26 protein-coding genes are annotated in these 23,381 nt (G+C 71.4%); 16 read left to right on the forward strand and 10 right to left on the reverse strand.

Annotated features, from left to right (window positions below; translation table 11 throughout):
- Window positions 1-27: 27 nt before the first annotated feature.
- Window positions 28-417 carry a DUF6841 family protein gene (locus tag BKA14_RS21355; RefSeq protein WP_184956870.1) on the reverse strand — a complete coding sequence of 130 codons (390 nt, stop codon included), beginning with the start codon at window positions 415-417 and terminating at the stop codon, window positions 28-30.
- 189 nt (window positions 418-606) lie between these two features.
- On the opposite strand from BKA14_RS21355, the gene acnA reads away from it, so the two are divergent.
- Window positions 607-3,378 carry an aconitate hydratase AcnA gene (gene acnA / locus BKA14_RS21360; protein WP_184952673.1) on the forward strand — a complete coding sequence of 924 codons (2,772 nt, stop codon included), beginning with the start codon at window positions 607-609 and terminating at the stop codon, window positions 3,376-3,378.
- A 65-nt stretch (window positions 3,379-3,443) separates the two neighbouring features.
- Complete coding sequence (gene coaD, locus BKA14_RS21365; protein WP_184952674.1) at window positions 3,444-3,857, forward strand: pantetheine-phosphate adenylyltransferase; 414 nt, start codon at window positions 3,444-3,446, stop codon at window positions 3,855-3,857.
- On the opposite strand, the gene BKA14_RS21370 is transcribed toward coaD, so the two are convergent.
- Window positions 3,844-4,563: a hypothetical protein gene (locus tag BKA14_RS21370; protein ID WP_184952675.1), complete on the reverse strand. Its 720-nt coding sequence runs from the start codon at window positions 4,561-4,563 to the stop codon at window positions 3,844-3,846. The genes coaD and BKA14_RS21370 overlap by 14 nt on opposite strands.
- On the reverse strand, window positions 4,547-5,062 hold the full coding sequence (locus BKA14_RS21375) for a SigE family RNA polymerase sigma factor (protein WP_184952676.1): 516 nt from the start codon (window positions 5,060-5,062) through the stop codon (window positions 4,547-4,549). Before BKA14_RS21375 ends, BKA14_RS21370 begins: the two co-directional genes overlap by 17 nt.
- Window positions 5,063-5,138: 76 nt before the next feature.
- Between BKA14_RS21375 and BKA14_RS21380 the strand changes: the two genes are divergently transcribed.
- The 4 genes from BKA14_RS21380 to BKA14_RS21395 are packed head-to-tail and all read left to right on the forward strand — an operon-like array spanning window position 5,139 to window position 8,578.
- A complete protein-coding gene (locus tag BKA14_RS21380; protein WP_184952677.1) occupies window positions 5,139-5,678 on the forward strand; it encodes a sigma-70 family RNA polymerase sigma factor in 540 nt (179 codons plus the stop codon).
- Entirely contained in the window at window positions 5,662-6,744 is a 1,083-nt protein-coding gene (locus BKA14_RS21385) for a hypothetical protein (RefSeq protein ID WP_184952678.1), read from the forward strand. Before BKA14_RS21380 ends, BKA14_RS21385 begins: the two co-directional genes overlap by 17 nt.
- Window positions 6,741-7,739, forward strand: coding sequence for an ABC transporter ATP-binding protein (locus BKA14_RS21390; RefSeq protein WP_184952679.1), 999 nt, complete (start codon window positions 6,741-6,743; stop codon window positions 7,737-7,739). Before BKA14_RS21385 ends, BKA14_RS21390 begins: the two co-directional genes overlap by 4 nt.
- Complete coding sequence (locus BKA14_RS21395) at window positions 7,736-8,578, forward strand: ABC transporter permease subunit (RefSeq protein ID WP_184952680.1); 843 nt, start codon at window positions 7,736-7,738, stop codon at window positions 8,576-8,578. Before BKA14_RS21390 ends, BKA14_RS21395 begins: the two co-directional genes overlap by 4 nt.
- On the opposite strand, the gene BKA14_RS21400 is transcribed toward BKA14_RS21395, so the two are convergent.
- Window positions 8,552-9,388 carry a TetR/AcrR family transcriptional regulator gene (locus BKA14_RS21400; protein ID WP_184952681.1) on the reverse strand — a complete coding sequence of 279 codons (837 nt, stop codon included), beginning with the start codon at window positions 9,386-9,388 and terminating at the stop codon, window positions 8,552-8,554. The two genes, BKA14_RS21395 and BKA14_RS21400, sit on opposite strands and share 27 nt — an antisense overlap.
- A 63-nt stretch (window positions 9,389-9,451) precedes the next feature.
- On the opposite strand from BKA14_RS21400, the gene BKA14_RS21405 reads away from it, so the two are divergent.
- On the forward strand, window positions 9,452-10,291 hold the full coding sequence (locus BKA14_RS21405; protein ID WP_184952682.1) for a hypothetical protein: 840 nt from the start codon (window positions 9,452-9,454) through the stop codon (window positions 10,289-10,291).
- Window positions 10,292-10,323: 32 nt separating this feature from the next.
- On the forward strand, window positions 10,324-10,569 hold the full coding sequence (locus BKA14_RS21410) for a DUF2630 family protein (RefSeq protein WP_133872153.1): 246 nt from the start codon (window positions 10,324-10,326) through the stop codon (window positions 10,567-10,569).
- Between the two features lie 60 nt (window positions 10,570-10,629).
- On the opposite strand, the gene BKA14_RS21415 is transcribed toward BKA14_RS21410, so the two are convergent.
- Together BKA14_RS21415 and BKA14_RS21420 are read right to left on the reverse strand one after the other, a co-directional pair.
- Complete coding sequence (locus BKA14_RS21415; protein ID WP_438861895.1) at window positions 10,630-11,547, reverse strand: serine protein kinase RIO; 918 nt, start codon at window positions 11,545-11,547, stop codon at window positions 10,630-10,632.
- Between the two features lie 148 nt (window positions 11,548-11,695).
- Window positions 11,696-12,349: an HAD family hydrolase gene (locus tag BKA14_RS21420; protein WP_184952683.1), complete on the reverse strand. Its 654-nt coding sequence runs from the start codon at window positions 12,347-12,349 to the stop codon at window positions 11,696-11,698.
- A 197-nt stretch (window positions 12,350-12,546) separates the two neighbouring features.
- Here BKA14_RS21420 and BKA14_RS21425 point away from each other — a divergent pair, with 197 nt between their 5' ends.
- From BKA14_RS21425 to BKA14_RS21460, 8 genes are all read left to right on the forward strand, one after another.
- Window positions 12,547-13,125, forward strand: coding sequence for a TetR/AcrR family transcriptional regulator (locus BKA14_RS21425; protein WP_184952684.1), 579 nt, complete (start codon window positions 12,547-12,549; stop codon window positions 13,123-13,125).
- A 149-nt stretch (window positions 13,126-13,274) separates the two neighbouring features.
- A complete protein-coding gene (locus BKA14_RS21430) occupies window positions 13,275-14,177 on the forward strand; it encodes a TIGR04222 domain-containing membrane protein (protein ID WP_184952685.1) in 903 nt (300 codons plus the stop codon).
- Window positions 14,170-14,985 carry an MbnB/TglH/ChrH family RiPP precursor modification enzyme gene (locus BKA14_RS21435; protein WP_184952686.1) on the forward strand — a complete coding sequence of 272 codons (816 nt, stop codon included), beginning with the start codon at window positions 14,170-14,172 and terminating at the stop codon, window positions 14,983-14,985. Before BKA14_RS21430 ends, BKA14_RS21435 begins: the two co-directional genes overlap by 8 nt.
- Window positions 14,982-15,416, forward strand: coding sequence for an SCO6045 C-terminal-like domain-containing protein (locus BKA14_RS21440; RefSeq protein WP_184952687.1), 435 nt, complete (start codon window positions 14,982-14,984; stop codon window positions 15,414-15,416). The genes BKA14_RS21435 and BKA14_RS21440 overlap by 4 nt, the downstream gene beginning before the upstream one ends.
- Window positions 15,417-15,725: 309 nt before the next feature.
- Complete coding sequence (locus tag BKA14_RS21445) at window positions 15,726-16,475, forward strand: helix-turn-helix domain-containing protein (protein ID WP_184952688.1); 750 nt, start codon at window positions 15,726-15,728, stop codon at window positions 16,473-16,475.
- Window positions 16,476-16,477: 2 nt separating this feature from the next.
- Complete coding sequence (locus tag BKA14_RS21450; protein ID WP_184952689.1) at window positions 16,478-17,227, forward strand: SDR family oxidoreductase; 750 nt, start codon at window positions 16,478-16,480, stop codon at window positions 17,225-17,227.
- Between the two features lie 8 nt (window positions 17,228-17,235).
- Window positions 17,236-17,733: a G/U mismatch-specific DNA glycosylase gene (mug, locus tag BKA14_RS21455; RefSeq protein ID WP_239092798.1), complete on the forward strand. Its 498-nt coding sequence runs from the start codon at window positions 17,236-17,238 to the stop codon at window positions 17,731-17,733.
- Window positions 17,730-18,299, forward strand: coding sequence for a TIGR03086 family metal-binding protein (locus BKA14_RS21460; RefSeq protein ID WP_184952690.1), 570 nt, complete (start codon window positions 17,730-17,732; stop codon window positions 18,297-18,299). Before mug ends, BKA14_RS21460 begins: the two co-directional genes overlap by 4 nt.
- Here the strand turns inward: BKA14_RS21460 and BKA14_RS21465 are convergent.
- The 4 genes from BKA14_RS21465 to BKA14_RS21480 all read right to left on the reverse strand — a co-directional run bounded on the left by BKA14_RS21465 (window position 18,284) and on the right by BKA14_RS21480 (window position 23,355).
- The gene (locus BKA14_RS21465; RefSeq protein WP_184952691.1) at window positions 18,284-20,212 is read right to left on the reverse strand and encodes an ABC transporter ATP-binding protein; all 1,929 of its coding nucleotides are present in this window, start codon (window positions 20,210-20,212) and stop codon (window positions 18,284-18,286) included. The genes BKA14_RS21460 and BKA14_RS21465 overlap by 16 nt on opposite strands.
- An 80-nt stretch (window positions 20,213-20,292) precedes the next feature.
- The gene (locus BKA14_RS21470; protein ID WP_184952692.1) at window positions 20,293-21,078 is read right to left on the reverse strand and encodes an enoyl-CoA hydratase/isomerase family protein; all 786 of its coding nucleotides are present in this window, start codon (window positions 21,076-21,078) and stop codon (window positions 20,293-20,295) included.
- On the reverse strand, window positions 21,075-21,302 hold the full coding sequence (locus BKA14_RS21475) for a helix-turn-helix domain-containing protein (RefSeq protein WP_133872162.1): 228 nt from the start codon (window positions 21,300-21,302) through the stop codon (window positions 21,075-21,077). Before BKA14_RS21475 ends, BKA14_RS21470 begins: the two co-directional genes overlap by 4 nt.
- A gap of 448 nt (window positions 21,303-21,750) precedes the next feature.
- The gene (locus BKA14_RS21480; RefSeq protein ID WP_184952693.1) at window positions 21,751-23,355 is read right to left on the reverse strand and encodes an ABC-F family ATP-binding cassette domain-containing protein; all 1,605 of its coding nucleotides are present in this window, start codon (window positions 23,353-23,355) and stop codon (window positions 21,751-21,753) included.
- Window positions 23,356-23,381 lie beyond the last annotated feature (26 nt).

Here is a 23,381-nt window from a genome sequence, read left to right on the forward strand (position 1 = left end):
CCATAGTTGCAGGTAGGTGAGACAGATTCAGTGCGCGGCAACCACGGTCGTGATCTTTGGCCCATCCGCGTCGACGCGCAAAAGGTATGAATACCGCTCACCGGGCACCGCGTTGCCGAGGGAGTCCAGATACTCCCATTCGACCGATACGAGGCTCAGCGCCGGCGACAGGCGTTGCACGTCCAGCAACTGAGCGTGCGCGGCGACGATCTGCTGCTCCGCGTACGCGGGGGCGGCGCCCAGGAACGACAGGGCCACCGCGGCCGGCGACGTGAAGGTGAAGCTGTACGAATCGGCCACCACCATTCCCGGCAGCGCGTAACAGCGACTGATCGCCGCAACGTCCCCGCTGGTCAGGGCCGTGCCGTAGCGATCGAAGAAATCGGTGAGCTCGGCCAGATCGGTGGGCGCCTTCACGGTTCGACGTGTGCCCAAGGCGCAACCGGAGTAAACGTGGGAGGAACCGGCCCCCGCCTTGCGCCGCCTTACAAGACGGACGTACGGTTTACGAGAAACGTGAACCGAGAGTTAGGTATGCCTAACCCGAAGGCCGCCCTTTCGGTGCGAAAGACTTGAACGACAGTCGCTGGGTGTGAAGGAGATGACGTGGCCAGCCTCGACACCTTTGGTGCGAAGAGCGAACTGCGCGTCGGAGACGCGAGCTACGAGATTTTCACGATCGACAAGGTGGAGGGGCACGAGCGTCTGCCCTACTCCTTGAAGATCCTGCTGGAGAACCTGCTCCGCACGGAGGACGGCGCCAACATCACCGCCGACCACATCCGCGCGCTCGGCGGCTGGGACCAGACCGCCGACCCGAGCGTGGAGATCCAGTTCACGCCCGCGCGGGTGCTGATGCAGGACTTCACCGGCGTGCCGTGCGTGGTCGACCTGGCCACCATGCGCGAGGCCGTGAAGGACCTGGGCGGCGACCCGACCAAGGTCAACCCCCTCGCCCCGGCCGAGCTGGTCATCGACCACTCGGTCATCGCCGACCTGTTCGGCCGCGAGGACGCCTTCGCCCGTAACGTCGAGCTGGAGTATCAGCGCAACCGCGAGCGCTACCAGTTCCTGCGCTGGGGCCAGACCGCGTTCAACGAGTTCAAGGTCGTGCCGCCCGGCACCGGCATCGTGCACCAGGTCAACATCGAATACCTGGCCCGTACGATCATGGAGCGCAACGGCCAGGCCTACCCCGACACGGTCGTCGGCACCGACTCGCACACCACCATGGTCAACGGCCTGGGCGTGCTGGGCTGGGGCGTCGGCGGCATCGAGGCCGAGGCGGCCATGCTGGGCCAGCCGGTCAGCATGCTGATCCCGCGGGTCGTCGGCTTCAAGCTGAGCGGCGAGATGCCCGCTGGCACCACCGCCACCGACCTCGTGCTGACGATCACCGAGATGCTCCGCGAGCACGGCGTGGTCAGCAAGTTCGTCGAGTTCTACGGCCCCGGCGTCACCGCGGTGCCGCTGGCCAACCGGGCCACGATCGGCAACATGTCGCCCGAGTACGGCTCGACCGCGGCGATCTTCCCGATCGACGACGAGACGATCAAGTACCTCAAGCTGACCGGCCGCACCGAGCAGCAGGTGGCGCTGGTCGAGGCGTACGCGAAGCGGCAGGGCCTGTGGCTCGACCCGGACGCCGAGCCCGACTACTCCGAGAAGCTCGAGCTCGACCTGTCGACGATCGTGCCGTCGCTGGCCGGGCCCAAGCGCCCGCAGGACAGGGTGCCGCTGAACGACGCGAAGGCGATGTTCCGCGACGCGCTGACCAACTACGTGTCCGACCAGGGCCCGGCCGACGAGGCGTCCGAGGAGTCGTTCCCGGCCAGCGACCCCCCGGCCAACCACGCGGACTCCGAGGCCGACAAGCCGCACGTGTTCAGCGCGGCGTCCGGTTCCGAGGGCCGCCCCTCCAAGCCCACCCGCGTGGTCGGCGAGGACGGCGTGGAGTACGAGCTCGACCACGGTTTCGTCGGCATCGCCGCCATCACGTCCTGCACCAACACGTCCAACCCGCAGGTCATGATCGGCGCGGCGCTGCTGGCCAAGAAGGCCGTCGAGCGCGGCCTGACCCGCAAGCCGTGGGTCAAGACCACGCTGGCCCCCGGCTCCAAGGTCGTCTCCGACTACTACGACCGGGCCGGCCTCACGCCCTACCTCGACAAGATCGGCTTCAACCTGGTCGGGTACGGCTGCACGACCTGCATCGGCAACTCGGGCCCCCTGCCCGAGGAGATCTCGGCCGCCGTCAACGAGGCCGACCTGACCGCGGTCAGCGTGCTCTCCGGCAACCGCAACTTCGAGGGCCGGATCAACCCCGACATCAAGATGAACTACCTGGCGTCCCCGCCCCTGGTCGTGGCGTACGCGCTGGCCGGCTCGATGGACATCGACATCACCACCGAGCCGCTCGGCACCGGGTCCGACGGCCGGCCGGTCTTCCTCAGCGACATCTGGCCCAGCGCCAAGGAGATCGACGACGTCATTGCCTCCGCGATCGGGGCCGAGGGCTTCAGCACGGCCTACGCCGACGTGTTCGCCGGTGACGAGCAGTGGCAGTCGCTGCCCACCCCCGAGGGCAAGACCTTCGAGTGGGCCGACGAGTCGACGTACGTGCGCAAGCCCCCTTACTTCGAGGGCATGCAGCCGTCGCCGCAGCCGGTCACCGACATCGCCGGCGCCCGCGTGCTGGCCAAGCTGGGCGACTCGGTCACGACCGACCACATCTCGCCCGCGTCGTCGATCAAGGCCGACTCGCCCGCCGGCAAGTACCTCGCCGAGCACGGCGTGCCGCGTCACGAGTTCAACTCGTACGGCTCCCGCCGCGGCAACCACGAGGTCATGATCCGCGGCACGTTCGCCAACATCCGGCTGCGCAACCAGCTCGTGCCGGGCGTCGAGGGCGGCTTCACGGTCAACCACCTCACCGGCGACCAGACCACGATCTACGACGCCTCCGTGGCCTACCAGGAGGCCGGTGTCCCGCTGGTCATCCTGGCCGGCAAGGAGTACGGCTCCGGCTCGTCGCGTGACTGGGCGGCCAAGGGCACGATGCTGCTGGGTGTGCGCGCGGTCATCGCCGAGAGCTACGAGCGCATCCACCGCTCCAACCTGATCGGCATGGGCGTGCTGCCGCTGCAGTTCCCGCCCAAGACCAGCGCCGAGTCGCTCGGCCTCACCGGCAGCGAGACCTTCACGATCACCGGCGTGACGGCCCTCAACGACGGCGAGACCCCCTCGACGGTCAAGGTCCGCACGGACACCGGGGTCGAGTTCGACGCCGACGTGCGCATCGACACCCCCGGCGAGGCCGACTACTACCGCCACGGCGGCATCCTGCAGTACGTCCTGCGCAGGATGCTGAACAGCTAGTCCGAGCAGAACGTCACGCCCCGCTTCCCTCGCTGGGAGGCGGGGCGTTTCGCTACGCTCCGGCCATGACGCGCGCGGTCTTCCCCGGCACGTTCGACCCGATCACACCCGGCCACCTCGACGTCGCCGAGCGGGCCCGTCACCTCTTCGACGAGCTGGTCGTCCTGGTCGCCGTCAACGGCGACAAGCAGCCCACCGCCGACGGCGTGCTCCGGGCCATCGCCGTACGGGCGGCCCTGCCCCCGGACTGGCGCAACGTCACCGTCGACGCGTGGCGCGGCCTGACCGCTGACTACTGCCACCGCCACGACATCGCGGTGATCGTCCGCGGCGTCCGCAACCCCACCGACGTGCGGCACGAGCAGGAACTGGCCGCCATGAACGAATCCCTCGGCGTGACCACCCTGCTCCTGCCCACCCGGCCCGGCCTGGCCGCGGTCTCCTCCACCGCGGCCCGCGCCCGGCTCAGCCCGCCGTGAGACCGTTCGCGACGGCCCTGAGCTCGCGTTCGCTCAGTCCCGCGTTGCCACCCACGGCCACCACCACGCCGTCAGGGGTGGTGATGACGATGTCGTGGGTCGTCACCTCGGTTCCCCTCGTCGTGGTGAGCACGGCCGTACCGGTGGGGACCGGGAACGAGTCGCTGATCTCGGCGCCCGCGGTCTGCGAACCGGCCAGCCAGCGCGTGACCGTCGACGGACCCGCCGGCTCGGTGTTCTGCCGCGGCCGCAGCACGGTGATCCACAGCCAGTTGCCGCCGTTGTCCCGCACGTAGCGGCGCATCGACACGGTCGCCGCGGGGTCGTCGTACGAGGGAGCCATGCGCACACCGGGGGCGGGAGCCATGGTGCCGATGTGCACCTCGTTCTCGGTCACCAGCCACGGACCGCCCCGGTCGTCGCCGGGGCCGGCGGCGCGCAGGCCCGGCGGGACGTAGCCGACCCGGAAACCGTCGAGCAGGGGCGCGGCCGGGACCGGCGTGGGGGCGGCGGGCGGCGGGGCCGGCGAACGGACCTGCGGCAGCGCCACGACGACCACCGCGATCACCGTGGCGGCCAGCCCGGCCACCGCGGCCGCGCGCGCGGCCCGGCGGCGGCGCACCCCCCGGCGTACGCGGGAAACGAACGTGTCGGTCACCGTGAACTCGGCGTCGACCGTGGACAGGACGTCAAGGTCGTGGGGCATGATGCTCTCCTTCCCGGCGCGCACGCAGGGTGGCCAGGCCGCGGGACAGGTGGGACCGGACGGTGGCGGGGGTGCAGCCGAGCAGGGCGCCGATCTCGTCGTCGGGCAGATCGTCGAGGTAGCGCAACGCCAGCGCGGCCCGCTGCTGCGGCGGCAGGCCGGCCAAGATCTGCCGGATCACCGCGGCGGAGTCGACGGCAGCCAGTGCCGGGTCCTCCCGTGGGGTCTCCGGCACCTGCGGCACGGGCATCGGGCGGGCCCGGCGGCGCGAGTTGAGGAACAGATTGACCATCGTGCGGCGGGCGTAGCCGACCGGGTTGCCGTCCTTACGCACCCGCGACCAGGCCAGGCCGATCTTGATGTACGTCTCCTGGGCCAGGTCCTCGGCGGCCGCGCGGTCGAGCGTCAGCAGATGGCCCAGCCGCAGCAGGGCGGGCCCGCTCTCACGCAGGAACGCCTCGAAACCGTCGCCGCCGGGCGGGAAGTGCAGGACCTTCACACTTCCACTACACAACCTGCACCCGATTTTGTGGCGTCCGCTGTCACATGAAGGAGTGCGACGGTGCTGACAAGGCATGGACGTTGCACTGTCGTGGGACAGGAAGGACACCGTGGCCCCAGTGGTGCGGCCCGATCTGGAACAGGTCTTTCGTGCCTCGTATCGGCAGGTCGTGGCCGTCGCCGCACGGGTGCTGGGGGCACGGGACGAAGCCGAGGACGTGGCGCAGGAGGTCTTCCTGACGTTCGGGCGTTCGGCGGTGCCGGCCGGTGAGGCGCTGCCCTGGCTCTGCGTCGCGGCCGCACACACCGCGCTCAACCACATCCGTACGGGGAAACGCCGCGCCGGACGGGAGCAAGCCGCCCACCCCCGGGACGGCACCGTGCCCGACGTGGCCGACGCGGTGGTCGCCCTCGAGGAGCGGCGCCGGGTGCGGGCCGCGCTGGCTCGATTACCCCGTAAACAGGCGGTCGCGCTGGTGCTGCGGCACAGCGGGCTGAGCTACGCCGAAGTGGCGGCCGCCCTCGACCTTTCCCCCGGCAGCGTCGGCACCACCGTGCGGCGCGCCGAGTCCGCCCTGCGCGAGGAGTTGAACCGTCATGCGCCATCCGAATGAGGGCGTGCTGCGCCGGCTCGTCGACGAGCCCGCCGGCGTCGCCGACACCGACCGCTCCCACGTCGCCGGCTGCCCGGTCTGCCGCACCGGGATGGCCGAGGTGGAGCGGGATGCCGCCTTCGCCGCGGCTACCCTGCACCTCACCGTCGACCCGGACGTGGACGAGGCGTGGCTTCGCGTCGCCATGAGTCCCGATAAATTCGTCATATCCTCTGCGGCTGGCCGCACAGAGCCAGTGACCGGCGGCCGGGTCCGCTGGTGGATGCCTCGACGCACGCCTCTGGTCGCCGGGCTGGCCGCCCTGGCCATCCTGGCCGGGGCGGGCACGGCCGCCGCCACCGACTGGCTGCCGATCTTCCGCACCGAGAGGATCGCCCCGGTCACCGTGCGGCAGGCCGACCTGATGGCGCTGCCCGACCTCTCCTCGTGGGGCGACGTCGAGATCACCGAACGGCCCCGGATCCACGCCGTGAACAGCCGGGCCGCCGCCGAGAAGGAAACCGGCCTGGACCTGCCCGACGTGGCCGGGCTGCCCCGCGGCGTCACCGGCGACCCGCAGTACCAGGCCGGCGGACGGATCGGCGCCACGTTCACGTTCCGCGCGGCCAAGGTGCGGGCGTTCACCGGCACCGCTCCCCCGATGCCCGCGGGCCTCGACGGCAGCACGTTCCGCCTGACCGCCGGCCCGGGCGCGGCCGCCCTGTGGTCGAGCCACCAGGGCGCGCCGTCGCTGCTCGTGGCCCGCGCCGTCGCCCCGGCGGCGTACTCGACGGGCGTGCCGTTCGCGACCGCCCGCGACTACCTGCTGTCGCTCTCCGGGCTGCCCGCCGACGTGGCCCGGCAGCTGCGCAGCTTCTCGGCCGACGGCAGGACGCTGCCCCTGCACGTCATGCCCGAGGAGCTGACCAGCACGCCGGCCGACGTGCACGGCATCCCCGCCACCGTGCTCACGTCGACCGACCAGGTGCTGTCGGCGGTGCTGTGGGTCGACGACGGGGTGGTGACGCTGGTCGGCGGGTCGTTGAGCCCGGACGAGGTGCTCACGGTCGCCCGGGGGCTGCGATGACGACGTCCCGGCGCGCAGCCGGTACTCCCGGCCCCGCGGCCGACGCTCCCGGCTCAGCAACTGCGGCCGCCGGGGCCGGGGCCGGCGCTGCGGGCGCCGGGGCCGCGGCCGCCGGGGGCGAGGCTGCCGGGGCTGCGGTGTGGGCGTCCGGGCTGCGCAAACGTTATCGGAAGCGGCAGGCGGTGGACGGGGTGACGTTCACGGTGGGCCGCGGCGAGGTGGTCGGGCTGCTCGGGCCGAACGGCGCGGGCAAGACCACGGTCATCAAGATGCTGCTGGGCCTGGTCCGCCCGGACGCCGGCGAGGTGATGCTGCTGGGCCGGCCGGGCCCGGATCCGCGATCGCGGGCCCGGGTCGGCTACCTGCCCGAGCTGTTCCGCTATCAGCCGTGGCTCACCGCGGCCGAGGTGCTGCGGCTGCACGCGCGGCTGGCCGGGGTCGCCACCGATCTCGAACCGCTCGGGCTGACCGGGCTGGCCGATCGCGCCGACGACCGGGTCGGTGGGTTCTCCAAAGGCATGCAGCAGCGGCTGGGGCTGGCGGTCGCGCTGATCGCCCGGCCCGAGCTGGTGGTGCTCGACGAGCCGACGAGCGCGCTGGACCCGCTGGGGCGGGCCGACGTACGGGACCTGCTGCTGACCTTGCGCGCGCAGGGAGTGGCCGTGCTGCTCAACTCGCATCTGATCGGCGAGGTGGAGCGGGTGTGCGACCGGGTCGTCATCCTCGATCACGGGCGGGTGGCCGCTTCGGGGTCGCTGGCCGAAATGCTGGGGCAGCACGAGCTCCGGCTCGGCCTCAGCGATTTGTCCGATTCCGCGCTCGAGCGGCTCGGACCTTTCACCCGCGACGGCGACGTCTTCGTGGTGCGCGGTGACGTCGACACGCCCGGCCTCGTGGCCGACCTGGTGCGCCTCGGCGTACGGATCCACTCCGTCGAACCCGCCCGCATCAGCCTCGAAGAACGACTGCTGGACATCATCCGGAGCGGCTCATGACCATCGTCCTCACCGTGGCCGGCCTGACCTTGCGCGAGGCTGCCCGCCGCAAGGTGCTGCGTTCCCTGGCCGTCCTGACCGTGCTGCTGCTGTCGCTCAGCGCGTGGGGCTTCTCCCGCATCAACGCCGAGTTCGGCGGGCTGACCAGCGGCGAGGCCAGGCTGGCGGCGGCCACCGTGCTCAACCTGGTGATGTTCGGGCTGAGCCTGATCGCCGCCCTGGGCACGGCGTTCCTGGCCGGTCCGACCCTGGCCGGCGAGGCCGAGTCGGGCCTCGCGCTGGCCGTGCTGGCCCGCCCCGTACGGCGCGCGCAGGTGCTGCTGGGCAAATGGGTGGGCCTGGCCGGCTTCGGCACCGGTTTCGTCCTCGTCGCCGGCACGGCCCAGCTGGTGATCGTCAAGCTGGCCACCGGCTACTGGCCACCCAGCCCGGCGTCCGGCCTGGCGCTGCTCTGCGGCCAGGCGATCGCCCTGCTCACCTTGGGTCTGCTGCTGTCCACGGTGATCTCGCCGATGGCGTCCGGCATCGTCGCGGTCGGCCTGTTCGGCGCGACCTGGATCGCGGGCGTGGTCGGCGGCGTGGGTGACGCGCTCGGCAACGACAGCGTGCGCAAAGTCGGCACGGTCTCCCAGATCCTGCTCCCCACCGACGGCCTGTGGCGCGGGGCGATGCGGTCGTTCCAGGACCCGGCGCTGCTGTCCCAGTTCGGCGAGGCGTTCGAGGGCCACCCGTTCCTCAGCAAGGCCCCACTGACCGGCGCCTACCTGGTGTGGGCGGTGGCGTGGATCCTTCTGGTGCTGGCACTGGCCGGTCTAGCCTTCCAGCGGCGAGACCTCTAGATGTGCGGCAAGCTGCCGTTCCAGAAGACCGTCGGGCGACTCGTCAGTGATCAACTCGAGCGCCCGGCGGCTCGCCAGCACGGCCAGCCCATGCACCCCCGCCCACAGGTCAACTGCGGTCAACCCCGGTTCCCGTACGCCGGTAAGCTCCACCAACCGCAAAACGCTCACAAAAATCGGGGTGCTGTGCTCCCGCAGCCGCTCCCCCGACCCTTCGAGCAGATCGTGGCGAAACATCAGCTCGAACATGGCCGGCCGCTCCCGCGCGAACTCCACGTAGACCCGAGCCAGCACCACCAGGGCAGCCCGCGCCGCGCCCCCTCCACCCGCCACACCGCCCCCCGCCGCAGCGCCGCCCACCACGCCATCACACGCCGCGCTGCCAGCCGACGCGCCGCCACCCGCCACGCCATCGCTCGCCGCGCTGCGCGCCGACGCGCCGCCACCCGCCACGCCGCGCACCGCAGCGCCGTCCATCACGCCATCGCCTGCCACAGCGCCGCCCACCATGCCATCACCCGCCGCGCTCCCAGCCGGCGCGCCATCGGGCGCCGCTACGCCACCACCCGCCGCAGCGCCGACCGCCGGGTCGCCGCTTGCGGCCGCCATCCGGGAGCGCAGGTCGGCGAAACCGGTCGCGGCGATCGCCGAAAGCAACGCGGCCAGCGTCGGGAAGTAGCGCCGCGGCGCCCCGTGCGACACCCCGGCCCGCCGCGCGACCTCGCGCCCCGTGAAACCGGCCAGGCCTTGCTCATCGAGCAGCAGCGCGCCGTGCCGGACGAGAGCGGCCTTTACATCTTCGCCCGCCATCACGTAGACAGTGTCTACCAGATAGACAGTGTCTACGCGTACGGGGGAAGCATGGTTCTGGGTGTGGCTCTTGCGCTGGGATCGGCGATCGCGCACGCCGGGTGGAACACGACGGCCAAACGGACCGCGACCGAGGGTCTGCCCGCGCTGTGGGCGTCCAGTCTGGCGGCCTTCGTGCTGGTGGCGCCGCTCGCGATCGGGCACGCGGGAGCGGCTGCGGGGCGGCTCATGCTGCTCACCCCGATCAGCACGCTGCTGCACACGGCGTACGCGGTCTGCCTCCAGCGCGCCTACAAGCGCTTCGACGTGGGACAGATCTACCCGCTGTCCCGGGGACTCGCGCCGGTGCTGGTCGCGTTCGCGGGAGCGGTAGCGCTCGGTCAGTGGTTGCGGGCCCCGGAGTGGGCAGCGGTTCTGCTGCTCGCCGCGGCCGTCGCGCTGCTGATGGGTGAGCACGCGAAACCCGGCGAGGCCGTGGCGGGGCCGGGCAGGGCGGTGCTGTGGTCGGTCGCGATCGCCGGGACCATTGCCGCTTACACGACGTTCGACGGGTTCGCCGTGGTCGAGCTGGGCGCCGATCCCCTGTTCTTCTACGCTTTCGGGGCGCTGCTGCAGTTGGTGCTGCTCACGGTTCTGATGCGCCGGCGCCTCCCCGAGGGCGTGGCCCAGTTCCGCCGGCGTCCCGCGGCAATCGGCCTGCTCGCGGTGCTGATCCCCCTGTCGTACCTGCTCGGGTTGTTCGCCACGCTGCACGCCCCGCTCTCGCTCGTGGCCGCCCTACGCAGTTCGAGCCTGCTCTGGGCCGGTCTGATCGCCTTCCTGGTGCTGCGCGAGCCGCTCGGCCCGCGCCGCGCGGGGGCGACGCTGCTGGCCGCGGCCGCGGTGGTGACCATGCTGACGTAACAGTGCGCCGTACTTGCGCATAGGCTTCGCGCATGGATGACAAGACTGTGCTGAGCCGGATCCACGGCCTGGTCGATGAGGAGCACAAGCTGCGCACGCAGCTGGGCAAGGGCGAGATCTCCTCGGACGAGGAGCACGCCCGGCTCAAGGAACTCGAAGAGGCCCTGGACCAGTGCTGGGACCTGCTTCGCCGGCGTCGCGCCGCCCGCGAGGTGGGCAACGACCCCAACGCCGAGCAGGCGCACAGCGTCAGCGAGGTCGAGGGTTACCTGCAGTAGACGGGCCCGGCCGCGGCCGCCGGGTCTTCGGCGGCCGCGGTCCGGTCCCCGTACGGCGGGTCATCTCAGGCCGGCTTCGTAGAGCAGCCTCTCCAGCAGCTCGTCGGCGTCGACCCGCAGGCCGCGCTGGGTGAACCAGGCCCCGACGTTGCGCACGTCGCGGGCGATGAAGTCGGCGCCCTGCGGGTTGGCCACCACGTCCACGATCTGCGGCAGGTCGATCAGCACCAGCCGCCCCTCGTGCACGAGGATGTTGTACGGCGAGAGGTCGCCGTGGGCCACCTGCGCGCGGGCCAGGACCGACAACGCGTCGGTCATCTGCCCCCACAGGGCGGCCAGTTCGCCGGGGTCGGCCCGCACCTGCGCGAGCCGGGGCGCCGCCTCGCCGGTCTCCCAGTCGCCGATGAATTCGAGCATCAGCTCGGTGCCGATCAGCTGCACCGGGTAGGGCACGCGGACCAGGCCGCTCTCCTGGCCCACCTGCCAGAGGTGGCTGAGCGCCCCGAACTCCGCGACCGCCCACTGCCCGGCGATCATTTCCTTGCCGAACGAGGTGCGGTTGGTCATGGCCCGCATCTCGCGGGACCGGCGCACCCGGCGGCCCTCGAGGTAGCCGGCGTCGCGGTGGAACAGCCGGTGGTCGCCGTCGCGGTAACGCTTGGCGGCCAGCATGCTGACCTTGTCGGTGTCCGGGACGGCCCGGCGCACCAGGAAGACGTCGGCTTCCTTGCCGGTCTTGAGCATGCCCAGCTCGGTGTCGACCGCGCCGTATTCGGTGCGGACCCAGTCGGGGCGGGGCTCGGGGCCCTTGAGTGACCCGTCCCAGGTCGACCAGCGGTCGCCGACTTCGGGCAGGTCGGGGTCTTCCTTCAGCTGCGGCTCGGGCCGCCCCCGCTTCAGGAAGTCAGATTCGTCGTCGTCGAACTTGCGGCGGCCGCGGCGCATGGTGGACGGGCCGTAAGAGTCGTGCTCGCGCACTGGAGGGTCTCCTTGGAGAGAGAAGAGGAAAGGCGAATCTGGACGGCAGGCATCGCAAAGACAGCCATGGGTCCACCCCCCTCTCTCTCGGGCCCTGTGCGGGCGATGCGGTCACTTTCCCGGAGAGCCCCGGGACGGCGCAACCTATTTATCGGGCCGCGGCGGCCATGATGGCGGAGATCCCCTGGATCACGTTGCCGACGACCTGGGTCGGCGCGAACCGGTCGTCGACCCACTCACGACCGCGGTGCAGCCACACGCTGGGCAGACCCATCGCCGCGGCGCCGCCGATGTCGGCCTCGGGGCTGTCGCCCACCACCCACGCGCCGCCGAGCCGCATGCGCACCCGCTGGGCGGCCAGCGCGAAGATCCGCGGGTTGGGTTTGCTCACCCCGGCCCGCTCCGAGATCACCCAGTCGGCGACATACCGATCCAGCCCCGTACGCCGGATGCGGCTGTCCTGGATCTCGGCCTTCCCGTTCGTCACCACCACGGGCACCAGCCCCGCGTCGCCGGCGATCTGCAACGCGCAGCCCACCATCGGGTCGAGCTTCTCGAACGCGGGTGGCCCCGCGTGCAGTTCGTCGACGAGGTCGATCGACGGAACCGTGAGCTGATAGCGCTCGCGGATCAGGTCGGCCAGGTCCCAGCGCGAGGTCAGACCGTCGGCGTCGACCGAGAGTAACCAGTCGAGGTCTTCCGGTGGCGCGCCGATCTCCTCCAGGAAACCCTTCGCCCACAGCCTGAACGCACCGCTGCGGTCGAGCAGGGTGTCGTCTAGGGCTATCAGGACGAGAGGCACGCGGGCACTTTACGTGAGCGGAAGGGGCAACGAGTAGTCCAGTGTTGTAAACAACCTCGGGCCGGGTTGGGGGAATTCGCGCCATCCGTCCGGTCGTGGCTGCTCACTGGCGCCGTGAGCCCTCCCGTGCCGCCGCCCCGTTGCCAAGACGTACGTACGGATTGCATGCGAAAGGGGCACGTGACACGATCCAGTGCGTGCCCCGAGTAAGCCAGGACCAGCTGGACGCCCGCCGCCACGAAATCCTCGCGGCGGCGCGCGACTGTTTCGCGCGGTTCGGCTACGAGGGTGCGACAGTGCGGCGCCTGGAGGACGCAACCGGGCTGTCCCGCGGCGCGATTTTCCACCATTTCCGCGACAAGGAGTCACTTTTTCTGGCGGTCGCCGAGGACGACGCGGCCGCGATGGTGGAGACGGTCGCCCGCAACGGTCTCGTCCAGGTCATGCGCGACCTGCTGGAGCGGGCCGGCGGCAGCGACGGCGACACGGCCGGCTGGCTGGGCACACAGCTCGAGGTGTCGCGGCGGCTGCGCACCGACCCCGCGTTCGCCAAGAGGTGGACCGAGCGGGCCGCGGCCATCGCCGGCGCCACCCGCGAGCGGCTCCAACGCCAGCGGGAGGCGGGCGTGCTGCGCGACGACGTGCCGGTCGAGGTGCTCACCCAGTTCCTCGAGCTGGCGTACGACGGCCTGGTGCTGCACCTGGCCACGGGCCGGCCGCCGGGCGAGCTGAGCCGGGTCCTCGATCTGGTCGAGGAAGCCGTCCGAAGGGCCTGATCACAGGCGTTGCGCGCGCCTGCACAATGAGGTTGTTCGCGACCTACCGCAAGCATCCGGCACCGCAACTGACGCACCCGATCCCCACCGTCGCGAACAATCCTCACAGGGGGGCGTATCAGCGGCGCTCAGCAGGGAGGTCCAGCCCGATGAACGACACCTGGGGAATCTCCGGCCCGACCTTTCTCACCTACTTCATCGCCGCCGGCCTGGCGATCGCGATCATCTCCGCGTTCCACCGCAAGACGCTGTTCCGCGGCACCCGCGGGGCCAAGGTCGACAACCTGAGCCCGCAGCAGGTGGCCTACCTCAACGGGGGCGACCGGCTCGCCGTCTACTCCGCACTGGGCGGCCTGCGGGCGTCCGGCGCGATCGGCACCGGTCCCGGGCGCACCCTCGTGCAGACCGGCCCCCTGCCGGCCGGGGTCACCCCGCTCGACAGCGCCGTCTACCACGCCGCGGCCCGCGGGGCCCGCACCCGTGACCTCCAGAACGACCAGTGGGTGGCCTCGGCCCTGGAGCAGCTGCGCGACGGCCTGGAGCGCTCCGGGCTGGCCGTCAGCGCGGGCCGGATGCGTGAGGCCCGGCTCTGGGTCATCGGCGGCCTGGCCCTGGTCGCGGTCGGCGTCGCCCGCGTGATCGCCGGCATCGGCAACGACAAGCCGGTCCTGTTCATGATCTTCGCAACGATCGGCGCGTTCGTGCTCACGCTGACGCTGCTGCGCTCGCGGCGCTGGGCCACCGACGCGGCCCAGCGGTCCATGCGCGACTTCCGTTACAAGCACAACTACCTGGCCCCGAGCAACAGCCCCTCGTACGCCACCTACGGCGCCACGGGTGCGGCGATGGGTGTCGCCCTCTACGGCGGCGCGGCCCTCTACTCGATGGATCCGGCGTTCGCGGCCGAGGCCGAAGTGCAGCGCATCGCCGCGACGGGCGGCGCGGGCTCCGGCAGCAGCGGCGGCGACAGCGGAAGCAGCAGCTCCTGCAGCAGCTCCTCGTCGTGCGGCGGCGGCAGCTCCTGCGGTGGTGGCGGCGGCTGCGGTGGCTGAGTACGGCGTCGGCATCGGGTGGCGCCCCGAGATCGCCGGCTACGTCGAGGGTCTGCCCGGGCTGCGGTTCGCCGAGGTGGTCGCCGAGTCGGTGCACGCGCACGGCGAACTCCCGCCCGGGCTGCAGAGCCTGCTCGACCGCGAGGTCACGGTCATCCCGCACGGCGTCCGGCTGTCGCTGGGCGGCGCCGAACCCGTCGACCCCGAGCGGGTGACGCACTTCGTGGCCGTGGCCGAGCGGCTGGGCGCACCCCTGGTCAGCGAGCACATCGCGTTCGTACGGGCCGGGGGTGTCGAGGCCGGCCACCTGCTGCCCCTCCCCCGTACGAGGGAAGCGGTTGACGCCGTGGTGGCGAACGTGCGGCGGGTCCAGGAGCAACTCACCGTGCCGATCGCCCTCGAACCGATCGCCGCGCTGTTCGACTGGCCCGACGCGGAGCTGACCGAGGCGCAGTTCATCGCCGAGATCCTCGACCGTTCTTCGGCGCTGCTGCTGCTCGACGTGGCCAACGTCTACGCGAACGCCCGCAACCGCGGCACCGACCCGCTCGACCTGCTCGACCACCTGCCGCTCGACCGGGTCGCCTACGTGCACGTGGCCGGCGGCGCCGAACATCAGGGCCTCTACCACGACACCCACACCGACGCCGTGCCCCAGCCGGTGCTCGACCTGGTGGCCGAACTGTGCGCCCGGCACCGCCCACCGGCCCTGATGCTCGAACGCGACGGTGACTACCCGCCCGGCTCCGCTCTGACCGCCGAACTGGACGCGATCGCCCGCGCCTCCGGCTACCCGGCGATCACATGAGCCTGGCCGACCAGCAGGCCGCCCTCGTCGAGGCCCTGACCGCCGGCGCCCCCGTCCCGCCCGGGATCGACGCCGCCCGCTTCGAGGCCGCCCGCGTCGCCCTGCTGCGTAAACGGGCCGGCGAGGTAGCCCGCCAGTGGCCCCTGCTGGCCGCCGCCTTCGGCCCACAGTGGAAACCCGAGTTCGCCTCGTGGGCCGCGACCCGCCCGACCCGGGGCTCGCTACGCGACGGCTGGGACATGGCCCGCGACCTGGCCGCCCGGGGATCCCTGCCCACAGCGGCGGCGGTCGAACTCGCCGAACGCGAGGCCGCCCGGCACTACGACGGCCGCAACGCACCCCGCTCCCGCCGCGGCCCGGCCCTCCGCGCGGCCGGCGGTGCCGTCGCCGTCCAGCTCGCGGGCCGCGTCTGGACGTTGCGCCGCCCCTGACCCCACCTGGACGCACGCCACCGCCGGCCCACCACGAACGCGCAGCGTCCGGAGCGGTGCTGCCTCGAACGCGACGATCGATCCGCGGTACGGGGAGGCCTACCGGACCGAGGCGCCGCTGGGCCGCACGGGCCCCCGGCCGAGGTCGCCGGCGTCGTCGCGTTCCTGGCTCCGACAGCGCCCGTTTCATCACCGGCCGGTGGACATCACCCTCGCCGCGGTGGACGACTCCATCCCTGACGCGAAGCTGCGTTTCTACGCGGCCCCGTTTCACCCTGGCCTGCCCAGCGGCGCCCCTAGGGTGGGGTCGTGAGCGCAGTGGGTGGGCTCCTGCGGGAGTGGCGGACCGGGCGGCGGCTCAGCCAGCTGGAGCTGTCGGCGCGGGCCGGGGTGTCGGCGCGGCACCTGTCGTTCCTCGAGACCGGCCGTTCGCGGCCCACCCGCGAGATGATCCTGCGGCTGGCCGAGGAACTGTCGGTGCCGCTGCGTTCCCGCAACGAGCTGTTGCTGGCCGCGGGCTTCGCCCCGGCGTACGGGGAAACGGCTCTTGACGGCCCGCCGCTGGCGACCGTGCTGGCCGCGCTGCGCGACGTGCTGGCGGGGCATGCGCCCAACCCGGCGCTCCTGGTCGACCGGCACTGGACGATGGTGGACGCGAACACCGCGATCGGCCGGTTCACCGCGGGGTGCGCGGGGTGGCTGCTCGAGCCGCCGGTGAACGTGCTGCGGCTGTCGCTGCACCCGGAGGGCATGGCGCCGCGGATCCGCAACCTGGACGAGTGGCGGGCGCACGTGTTGCACCGCCTCGACCGGCAGGCCGCCGCGACCGCCGACCCGGTGCTGCGGGAGCTGCGCGCCGAGCTGGCGGGCTATCCGGGCGGGCGCGACGACCCCGCGGTCCGGCCGGACGGGCTGGTGGTGCCGCTGCGCCTCGACGACCTGGCGTTCTTCAGCGTCACGTCGGTTCTGGGCACACCCCTCGACGTGACGCTGTCGGAGCTGGCCATCGAGACGTTCCTGCCCGCCGACGCGGCCACCGCGGCCGCCCTACGATCGTAGGCATGGATCTCGGATTGGCCGGTCGCGTCTACGTCCTCACCGGAGCCTCCCGCGGGCTCGGGTTCGCCACGGCCGAGGCGCTGGTCGCCGACGGGGCCCAGGTGGTGGTCTCGTCGCGTGACGAGGGGAAGGTCGCGGCGGCGGTCGAGCAGCTCGGCGGGCCGGGGGTCGCGGCCGGGGTGGTGGCCGACCTGGCCGATCCGGGGGCCGCCCGGGTCCTGGCCGACACGGCGGTCGAGCGGTTCGGCCGGTTCGACGGCGCGCTGATCTCGGTCGGCGGCCCCGCGCTGGGCACGGCGGCCGCGATGACCGACGAGCAGTGGCGGGCGGCGTTCGAGACGGTGTTCCTCGGCTCGGTCCGGGCTGCGCGCGTGTTCGCGTCGGCGCTGCCGGAAAGCGGCGCGATCGGGCTGGTGCTCTCCACGACGGTCAAGTCGCCGTCACCCGGGCTGGGCCTGTCCAACGGTTTGCGGCCCGGCCTGGCGATGGCGGCCAAGGACATGGCGGACGAGTTCGGTCCTCGGGGTGTGCGCATCGTGAGCCTGCTCCCGGGGCGGATCCTCACCGACCGCAACCGCGAGCTGATCAGATCCTCGGGTGACGCCGCCACTGTCGCCGATGCCGTCCCGTTGCGCCGGCTGGGCGAGCCCGCCGAGTTCGGGCGGGTGGCCGCGTTCCTGCTCTCCCCGGCGGCCAGCTATGTCACCGGCGTGACCGTGGCCGTCGACGGCGGCGTCCTCCGTACGCTGTGATCTCCGATGTGATCGGGCCCGATCTGCGGGTCCTCTTCTCCGGCATCAACCCGAGCCTCTACTCGGAGGCGACCGGCCACCATTTCGCCCGCCCGGGCAACCGTTTCTGGCCCGCCCTTCATCGTGCCGGGTTCACCGATCGGCAGCTTCACCCGTCCGAGCAGTTCGAGCTGCCGGCGCTCGGCCTGGGCATCACCAACGTGGTGGCGAGAGCGACCGCGCGGGCCGACGAGCTGTCCCGGGCCGAGCTGATCGAGGGCGGGGCGATCCTGGCCGCCTTGACCGCCGAGCTGAAGCCCCGTTACCTGGCCGTTCTCGGTGTCACGGCGTACCGGAGCGCGTTCGCCCGTCCGAAAGCCGCGATGGGCCTGCAGGCGGAGACGGTCGGCGGCGTGCCGGTGTGGGTGCTGCCCAACCCGAGCGGGCTCAACGCTCACTACACGGTGGACACGCTGGCCACCGCCTATGCCGAGCTGCGGGAGGCTTCGCTACGGTCGACACCATGACTACCGAGATCGGCGCGTTGTTGGCGGCGGCGGCTGAGCGGACTGTCCCGATCGTGCGGGGCATCCGCGACGAGCAGCTCGGCGAGCCCACGCCGTGCACCGAGTTCCGGGTGCGGGATCTGCTCAACCACCTGTTCCAGGTGGTGGTGAGCATGCAGGCGGCCGCCCGCCGGGAGCAGCTGGACTTCTCCACGACGCCCGACTTCCTGACCGAGGGGTGGCGTGACCGGTTCGCCGCCGAGACCGGCAACCTCGTCGCGGCCTGGTCCGACCCGGTGGCTCTGGAGGGGGTCTCGCCGGGCATGGGCCTGCCGCAGTCCCTGGTCGGCCACCTGGCCCTGGCCGACCTCACCATTCACGGCTGGGATCTGGCCACGGCGACCGGCCGGCCCTACGCGCCCGACGACGGCGCGGTCGAGGCCCTGCTGCCCTTCATGGAGCAGATGGCCCCGACCGGCCGCAAGATGGGCGCCTTCCGCGACGAGGTCGTCGAGGCCCCGGCCGGCGCCGCCGACTTCGAGCGCCTCCTGGCCTTCAGCGGCCGCACCGCTCAGGGCTCGATCTGACCCGCCGGCACGGTGACGATCTCGACCTCGTCGTGGAGGACCGGCGGCGACCCCGCCGCGAACTGCGTGCGGTAGAGCTCGGCGTAGAGCCCGCCCGCCGCCACCAGCTCCTCGTGCCGCCCGCGCTCGACGATGCGCCCGTGGTCGAGCACGAGGATCTGGTCGGCGTCGCGGACCGTGGAGAGCCGGTGCGCGATCACCAGGGCCGTGCGCCCCTCGAGCGCGGTGGCCAGGGCCCGCTGCACGGCGGCCTCGGACTCGCTGTCGAGGTGGGCCGTGGCCTCGTCGAGCACCACGATCGACGGCTTCTTGAGCAGCAGCCGCGCGATGGCCAGCCGCTGCTTCTCGCCGCCGGAGAAGCGGTAGCCCCGCTCTCCCACGACCGTCTCGAGCCCGTCGGGCAGGGCGGCCACCAGGTCGGCCACCTGGGCCCCGCGTAGCGCCGCCCACATCTCTTCGTCGGTCGCCTCGGGCCGGGCGTACCGCAGGTTTTCGGCGATGGTCTCGTGGAACAGGTGCGCGTCCTGGGTGACGACGCCGATCGTGTCCCGCAGCGAGTCGAGCGTCGCGTCGCGCACGTCGATCCCGTCGATCCGTACGGCGCCCGAAGTGACGTCGTAAAGGCGCGAGACCAGCATCGAGGTCGTCGACTTGCCCGCACCGGACGGCCCGACCAGCGCGACCAGCCGGCCCGGTTCGACGGTGAAGTCGACGCCGCGCAGCACGGGGGCGTTCTCCGTACGGTCGAGGGTCGCCACGTCCTCCAGGGTGGCCAGCGACACCTCACCGGCGCTCGGATAACGGAAGTGCACGTCATCGAACTCCACGCGCCCCGCCCCGGCCGGCAGCGCCACGGCCCCGGGCCGCTCCTCGATGCCCGGCTTGAGGTCGAGCACCTCGAAGACGCGGTCGAACGAGACCAGCGCGCTCATCACGTCGACCCGCACGTTGCTGAGCGCCGTGAGCGGGCCGTAGAGGCGGGTCAGCAGCAGCGCCAGCGTGACGACGGTGCCCGCGGTGACGCTGCCGGTGACCGCGAGCCAGCCGCCCAGCCCGTACGTCAGGGCCTGGGCCAGTGAGGCGACGAGCAGCATGGCCACGAAGAACGTGCGCGAGAACATGGCCTGCTGCACGCCGATGTCGCGGACCCGGGTGGCCCGTTCGCCGAAGCGGGAGGCCTCGGAGCCGGGGCTGCCGAACAGCTTGACCAGCATCGCGCCGGCGACGTTGAACCGCTCGGTCATCGTCGCGTTCATCTTGGCGTCCAGGTTGTACGACTCGCGGGTGATCTCGGCCAGGCGTTTGCCCACCCGGCGGGCCGGGAGGACGAACAGCGGGAGCATCAGCAGCGACAACGACGTGATCTGCCAGGACAGGCTGAACATCACGGCCGCGGTGAGCACCAGCTGGATGACGTTGCTGACCACGCCCGAGAGCGTCGACGTGAAGGCCCGCTGGGCGCCGGTGACGTCGTTGTTGAGCCGGCTGACCAGGGCCCCGGTCTGGGTGCGGGTGAAGAACTGCAGGGGCATGCGCTGCACGTGGTCGTAGACCCGGGTGCGCAGGTCGAGGATGATGCCCTCGCCGATGCGAGCCGAATACCACCGCTGGGCGAGGGAGAGGAAAGCGTCGGCGACCGCCAGGACGGCGATCATGACAGCGAGCCGGAGGATCGTGCCCGCGGCGTCGGGGCCGCCGCCCGTGATGGCGTTGACCACGTGACCGGCCAGCAGGGGCGTCGCGACGCCGATGCCGGCCGCGAGCACCACGGTGAGCAGGAAGACCGTGATGTCGCGGCGATAGGGCCGGGCGTACCGCAGGATCCGCCGGGTCGTGCCCCGGCGGAGGCGGTGTTCGGCCACCCGGTCCGAATTCTGGATCGAGCGCAGCATGGTCCAGCTGGACATGCTCATCTCGTCACCTCCCGGGCGTCATGTGCGGCGGGCAAGCAGAGTCTGCCCGCCGGGTATGACAACTTCGGGAAGTGAGGGGGCTATTCCGTTTCCGTCAGATCGCGCAGGCGGCGGGTCTGCGCCTCCCGCTCGGCGCGGTCCTGCTCGTCGTAGGAACGCAGCGCCGCACCGGACAGCAGCGCCTTGATCTCGGCGACCGCCCCGCGATCGGCGGCGAGAACGGCGGCGGTGAGGTCGGCGACGGCGCCGTCGAGGTCGGGGACCACGGCGGTGGCCAGACCGATCCGCATGGCCTCGTCGGCGGGGATGCGCCGCCCGGTCAGGCAGATCTCCAGGGCCCGGGACGGGCCGACGAGCTCGGTGAGCCGTTTGGTGCCGCCCAGATCGGGCACGAGACCAAGGGTTACTTCGGCCATCGAGAACCGCGCGTCGTCGGTCAGGACACGCATGTCGCAGTTGAGCGCCAGTTGAAAACCGGCGCCGATCGCATGCCCCTGCACGGCCGCGATCGTCACGATGGAGGGGTTACGCAGCCAGGTGAACGCCGACTGGAAGCCGGCAATCCGATCCGCGCACTCCGCCGGTGACAACTGCGAAAGCTTCGCAAGTGAAGAATCGCCTTCACCGCGCGCGACCGACAGATCCAGGCCGGCGGAAAAAGAACGGCCGGCACCTCGGACAATGACGACTCGCACGTCTCCCGGTAATTTCCGGGAAATGTTCTCCAGCTCGGCCCACATCGCTGGGGTCTGCGCATTGAGCACCTCGGGCCGGGACAACGTCACCGTTGCCACCGGCCCGTCCAGGTCGTAGCGAACGCCCGACTCGTCGGCGGGGAGGCCGGGTGCGGCGTCGCCGGTCGTCACGCCTTCTTGCGGCGACGCGCGCCACCACGCTGGCGGAGTTGCACGCCGGACTCGGTGAGTACGCGGTGCACAAATCCGTAGGAACGACCGGTCGACGCGGCGAGTGCGCGAATGCTCTCTCCGCCGGTGTAACGCTTGACCAGATCCTTCGCTAACGACTGGCGCTCGCTGCCGACGATTCGGCGACCCTTCTCAGTGCTGGTGGCTGTGCCCGTGGCTGGCATCTTGAATCCTCACGTCCCAGACTGTGCGGTTCATACGGTCTCACCTATTAGACCGCCTCCAACGATCATGCGCTAGGTATCCAGGCCTAGCCAACGTGCCCATTTATCACTGTCAGGAACTTGACGGTGACCACGGCCATCAATGTCAGACAGTTAACTGACGTTAGGGCGACAACGTTTCAACACGAACTGCGGACTCACTGGTTCGTTTCCTCAAGACCGTCGATCACCTGCGCAAACACTCGATCGAGGACCGTCGGCGACCGGACATGACGCAGCGTCGATGCCTTGCCTACCGTGTGCTGCGGCGCCTCTCGTGCCATCTTCGGCGCGCCCGCCGCGATGTCCGGCCTGCCCGCAAACGCCCGAACGTCGCACTGTCTGTGTGGGCACTGGTTGACAACAAACGATGGTGATGATTCGCGGATCACGCACGTCCGCGGGGCTCTTACGCGAGCTCGACGAGCTCCAGCAGGTCGTCGCTCCACGCGTCCTCGTCGCCGTCCGGCAGCAGGATCGCGCGATCCGGCTTGAGTGCCTGTACCGCGCCCGCATCGTGCGTGACCAGCACGATCGCGCCCGGGTAGTTGGCGATGGCGTCCAGCACCTGCTCGCGGCTGACCGGATCGAGGTTGTTGGTCGGCTCGTCGAGCAGCAGCACGTTGGCGCCCGAACAGACCAGGGTGGCCAGCGCGAGCCGCGTCTTCTCGCCACCGGAGAGCACTCCGGCCGGCTTGTCGACGTCGTCACCCGAGAAGAGGAACGCGCCCAGGATCTTCCGCAGTTCGGTGTCGGTCTGCTCGGAGCCCGCGCTGCGCATGTGCTCCAGGATCGTCCGGTCGACGTCGAGCGTCTCGTGCTCCTGGGCGTAATAGCCCAGCCGCAGGCCGTGACCCGGGCGCACCTCGCCGGTGTCGGGCTTGAGCAGGCCGCCCAGCATGCGCAGCAGCGTGGTCTTGCCGGCGCCGTTGAGGCCGAGGATGGCCACGCGGGAGCCCCGGTCGACGGCCACGCTGACGTCGGTGAAGATCTCGAGCGACCCGTACGACTTGGAGAGGCCGCTCGCGGTGAGCGGGGTCTTGCCGCAGGGCACCGGGTTGGGGAAGCGCACCTTGGCCACCTTGTCGGAGGTGCGCACCTCTTCCAGGCCGCCCAGCAGCTTCTCGGCCCGGCGGGCCATGTTCTGCGCGGCCACGGTCTTGGTCGCCTTGGCCCGCATCTTGTCGGCCTGGGCCATCAGGGCGCCGGCCTTCTTCTCGGCGTTGGCCCGCTCACGACGGCGGCGGCGCTCGTCGGTCTCGCGCGACTCCAGGTATTTCTTCCAGCCCACGTTGTAGATGTCGACGACCGAGCGGTTGGCGTCGAGATACCACACCTTGTTGACCGCGGCCTCCAGCAGCTCGACGTCGTGGCTGATCACCACGAGGCCGCCCTTGTGCTGGGCCATGTAGCCGCGCAGCCAGGCGATCGAGTCCTGGTCGAGGTGGTTGGTGGGCTCGTCGAGCAGCAGGATGCCCTTGCCGTTCTGCCCGGAGTCGGCGAACAGGATGCGGGCCAGCTCGATGCGGCGGCGCTGACCGCCGGAGAGGGTGCCGATGGTCTGGGCCAGCGCGCGGTCGGGCAGCCCCAGGTTGGAACAGATGCGGGCGGCCTCGGCCTCGGCGGCGTATCCGCCCAGGGCGGCGAACCTGTCCTCCAGGTTGCCGTACCGCCGGATCAGCTTGTCGTCGGCGCTCTCCTCGAGCTCGATCTCGAGCTTCTGCATCTCCGAGATGATCGAGTCGAGGCCACGGGCGCTGAGCACCCGGTCGCGGCCGGTCACGTTGAGGTCGCCGGTGCGTGGGTCCTGCGGCAGATAGCCGACCTCGCTGGTGCGCTCGACGACGCCCGTGTAGGGCTGGCCCTCGCCGGCCAGCACCTTGAGGGTTGTGGTCTTGCCCGCGCCGTTACGGCCGACCAGGCCGATCCGGTCGCCCGGCTGCACCCGCAGGGTGACCGGGGACAGCAGGATACGGGCGCCCGCGCGCAGTTCGAGTCCGGTGGCGGTGATCATGGCTGAAAGCTCGCTCTCGAGAAAGA

It is taken from the genome of Paractinoplanes abujensis (genome assembly GCF_014204895.1).
In the GTDB taxonomy this organism is placed as follows: Bacteria; Actinomycetota; Actinomycetes; order Mycobacteriales; family Micromonosporaceae; genus Actinoplanes; species Actinoplanes abujensis.